The following is a 3,733-nucleotide window of genomic DNA, read 5'->3' on the forward strand; positions in this document are numbered from 1 at the left end:
CTGCAGGGACAGATCGCACTGCCGGTGACCGGCCGCATCAAGCGGCGATTCGGCGCCGACGACGGTAACGGCGCGGTGATGCTAGGCGACATGGTTGCGACACAATCGGGAGCCATCGTTACCGCGCCGGCGGATGGAAATGTGCTTTATGCGGGGCCGTTTCGCTCTTATGGTCAACTCTTGATCCTGAACGCAGGCGACGGCTATCATGTCGTTTTGGCGGGGATGAGCAGAATCAGCGTCGCGACCGGTCAATCAGTGCTTGCAGGAGAGCCGATCGGTGCGATGGGAGAGGCCCGGGTGGCGAGCACCTCGGTTTCGAAGAATGGAAATGCCACGCCGGAACTCTATGTCGAGTTCCGCAAGGATGGAAAACCCGTCGATCCGGCCCCATGGTGGGCGGACCGTTTTTCTGGAAGGACGTGAATAATGCGGAAACTGTCGCTTCTGTTTGCCGGTGCGCTGATGGGCGCGTCCGCCATGAGCCTGGTCTATGGCGCACCCGGCTCGGCGGCGAACGCTGCAGGGTCGGAGACCTACAAGCAACTGGCGATCTTCGGCGATATCTTCGAGCGCGTGCGGGCACAGTATGTGACGCCGCCCGACGACAAGTCGCTGGTCGAGAATGCCATCAACGGCATGCTGGCTTCGCTTGACCCGCACTCCTCCTACATGAATGCCGAGCAGGCGCAGGATATGCGCGTCCAGACCAAGGGCGAGTTCGGCGGCCTCGGCATCGAAGTCACCATGGAGAACGATCTGGTCAAGGTGATCACGCCGATCGACGACACGCCGGCCGCCAAGGCAGGCGTGCTGGCCGGCGACTACATCGCCAAGATCGACGGCGAAGAGGTTCGCGGCCTGACCCTCAACGATGCGGTCGACAAGATGCGCGGCCTGGTCAACACGCCGATCAAGCTGACCATCCTGCGCCAGGGCGCCGACAAGCCGATCGAACTGACGGTCGTGCGCGACATCATCAAGGTCAAGGCGGTCAAGTTCCGGGTCGAGAACGACATCGGCTACATGAAGATCACCTCCTTCACCGAAAAGACCTACGACGACCTCGAGAACGCCATCGACACCATCAAGAAGCAGATTCCCGACGACAAGCTGAAGGGCTACGTTCTGGATCTCCGCCTCAATCCGGGTGGCCTGCTCGACCAGGCGGTGAGCGTGTCCGATGCCTTCCTCAACCGCGGCGAGATCGTCTCGACGCGCGGCCGCGACCCCAAGGACGTCACCCGCTTCGACGCCAAGCCCAAGCAGGTCGACGACATCAACGGCAAGCCGATGATCGTCCTGGTCAATGGCGGTTCGGCCAGTGCCTCGGAAATCGTCGCCGGCGCGCTGCAGGACCTGCGCCGCGTCACGGTGGTCGGCACGCAGTCCTTCGGCAAGGGTTCGGTGCAGACCATCATTCCGCTCGGCGAGAATGGTGCGCTCAGGCTGACGACGGCGCTCTATTATACGCCGTCCGGCAAGTCGATCCAGGGCAAGGGCATCACGCCCGACATCAAGGTCGAACAGCCACTGCCGCCGGAACTGCAGGGCAGGGATCTGACGCGTGGCGAATCCGATCTCAAGGGCCATATCAAGGGCGCCGACGAGAGCACGACGGGTTCGGGCTCTGCGGCCTATGTGCCGCCGGATCCGAAAGACGATCTGCAGCTCATCTATGCCGAGCAGCTGCTGCGTGGCCAGAAGACCGATCCGTCCTTCCCGCCCAATCCGCAAAAGGCGGTTCTCAACCAGTAGGGATCTGGAGCGGCGCACGCGCCGCTCCATCTTTCTGTTTGAGCATGATGGAAGCAATGCGATGCTGCCGGGACCGAAAGGTTCCGGCAGTTTGATTCGGGGGCGAGGCAAAGCTCCCAAGGCATGGCGCGGGGGTGCGCCGGGATTGATGAATTCGCGCATGCCGTTTCGAAGTGGCTTCGCCTTCGGAGCCATGCGCCCGGGGATTACGCTTGACTGATATCGGCAAGGACATCGAACGCCCGCTCGGACAGGCAGTCCGGCCGCCGCGCGCCGCCGGCAAGCTCAGCGGCGGTGCGATCATGGCGACAGTGGCCGTGCTGGTGGTGGCAGGCATCTCCGGCGCGATCGCGCTCAGGGAAAAGCCGTTTCGTAAGCCGCAAGAGGGTGCCGTTTCAACGCCGAAAGTGACCGCGGCGGCCGAACCTGCCGCCGCGCCGCCTGCATTGGCCCCGGCGGCACCGAAGCCGGAGGCGCCGGTCAAATCAGGTGGGCCGCAGATCATCCATGTGCAGACGGAGGAGGGCGATGGGCCGCCCAAGGCAGCGATGGTCATTCGCGACCCGTCGACCGTCGGCCAGAACCTGAAGGTCGCGCATATTCCAGACAAGGCGCTGATCGAGGCCAGCGAGACCGGGCCGTTGCCGGTGCGCGCCGCCGATGGCAGGCGGCCGTTCGACGTCTATGCGCGGCCCTGGTCGGGCGGGCGCGGCGCACGGGTGGCGATCGTCATCGGTGGGCTTTCGGTTTCGCAGACCGGCACCCAGGCGGCCATCGCCAAACTGCCGGCGGAAGTGACGCTGGCCTTCGCGCCGCAAGGCAACAGCATCGGCCGCTGGATGCAGGCAGCCAGGCAGAGCGGCCACGAGATCGTCATGCAGGTGCCGCTCGAACCGTTCGATTATCCCAAGGTCAATCCGGGACGCAACACGCTGACGGTGGCGGCGAGCGCGGACGAGAACCTGAAGAGCCTGCACTGGGCGCTGTCGCGGACGACCAACTATACCGGCGTCATGAACTATATGGGCGCCCGCTTTTCCGCTGACGCGGCGGCGATGGAGCCGTTCATCGCCGAGCTCGGCAAACGCGGCCTCGCCTATATCGATGACGGCTCGTCGGCGCGCAGTCTGGCGCCGGATCTGGCGCTGAAAGACGGCGTGCCCTTCATCGCCGGCGACATGGCGATTGATGCCGTGCAGGATCGCGGCGAAATCCTGAAGAAGCTCGACAGCCTGGAGGCGACCGCGCGGGCCAAAGGCACTGCCGTCGGCATCGGTTCGGCCTTCGACCTGACGGTCGATACCGTGTCATCCTGGGTGGTCGAGGCCAAGAAGCGCGGCATCGAGATCGTGCCGATTTCAGCGGTGGCTATCGATCCGCAAAAAGGCTAGCCCTCGGAAGACGGCTGGAAAGAGTGACTGATGCCAAAGACGAACAAAATCGACCGCGAAACGCTGCCTTACCGACCCTGCGTCGGGCTGATGATCCTCAATGCCGAGGGCCTGGTCTGGGTCGGGCACCGCATTGCCGAACCGGACAGCGAATTTGCCGGCACGACGCAGCTCTGGCAGATGCCGCAAGGCGGCATCGACGAGGGCGAGGAGCCGCTGCAGGCGGCCGAGCGCGAGCTCTATGAGGAGACCGGCATGCGCGGCGTCTCGCTGCTGGCCGAGGCGCCGGACTGGATCAACTATGATTTGCCGGAGCATCTCGTCGGTATCGCCTTCAAGGGCCGATATCGCGGCCAGACGCAGAAATGGTTCGCCTTTCGCTTCCACGGCGATGTCAGCGAGATCCAGATCAATCCGCCGCCGGGTGGCCACACCGCCGAGTTCGACAAATGGGCATGGCGGCCGATGCAGGACCTTCCTGACCTGATCGTGCCGTTCAAGCGCCATGTCTATGAGGATGTGGTGGCGGCGTTCCGGCATCTGGTGCGATAGTAGGGGAGTAGGGGAGTAGGGGAGTAGGGGAG

The 3,733-nt window shown here is 64.1% G+C and carries 4 protein-coding genes; all 4 read left to right on the forward strand.

What is annotated here, in order from left to right; genetic code table 11:
* Positions 1–426 (forward strand): murein hydrolase activator EnvC (locus EN914_RS27905; protein ID WP_164778967.1); only part of this gene is annotated, 426 nt, incomplete at its 5' end.
* Positions 427–1,758: a S41 family peptidase gene (locus tag EN914_RS27910; RefSeq protein ID WP_024502881.1), complete on the forward strand. Its 1,332-nt coding sequence runs from the start codon at positions 427–429 to the stop codon at positions 1,756–1,758. It abuts the gene before it with no gap.
* A 212-nt stretch (positions 1,759–1,970) separates the two neighbouring features.
* Positions 1,971–3,149 (forward strand): divergent polysaccharide deacetylase family protein, encoded by a 1,179-nt coding sequence (locus EN914_RS27915; RefSeq protein ID WP_127389394.1) that lies wholly within the window; start codon positions 1,971–1,973, stop codon positions 3,147–3,149.
* Positions 3,150–3,179: 30 nt separating this feature from the next.
* A complete protein-coding gene (locus tag EN914_RS27920) occupies positions 3,180–3,701 on the forward strand; it encodes an RNA pyrophosphohydrolase (RefSeq protein WP_013529078.1) in 522 nt (173 codons plus the stop codon).
* Positions 3,702–3,733: the final 32 nt, after the last annotated feature.

Origin of the sequence: Mesorhizobium sp. M7A.F.Ca.CA.001.08.2.1 (assembly GCF_003998455.1) — a bacterium.
Lineage (GTDB): Bacteria > Pseudomonadota > Alphaproteobacteria > Rhizobiales > Rhizobiaceae > Mesorhizobium > Mesorhizobium ciceri.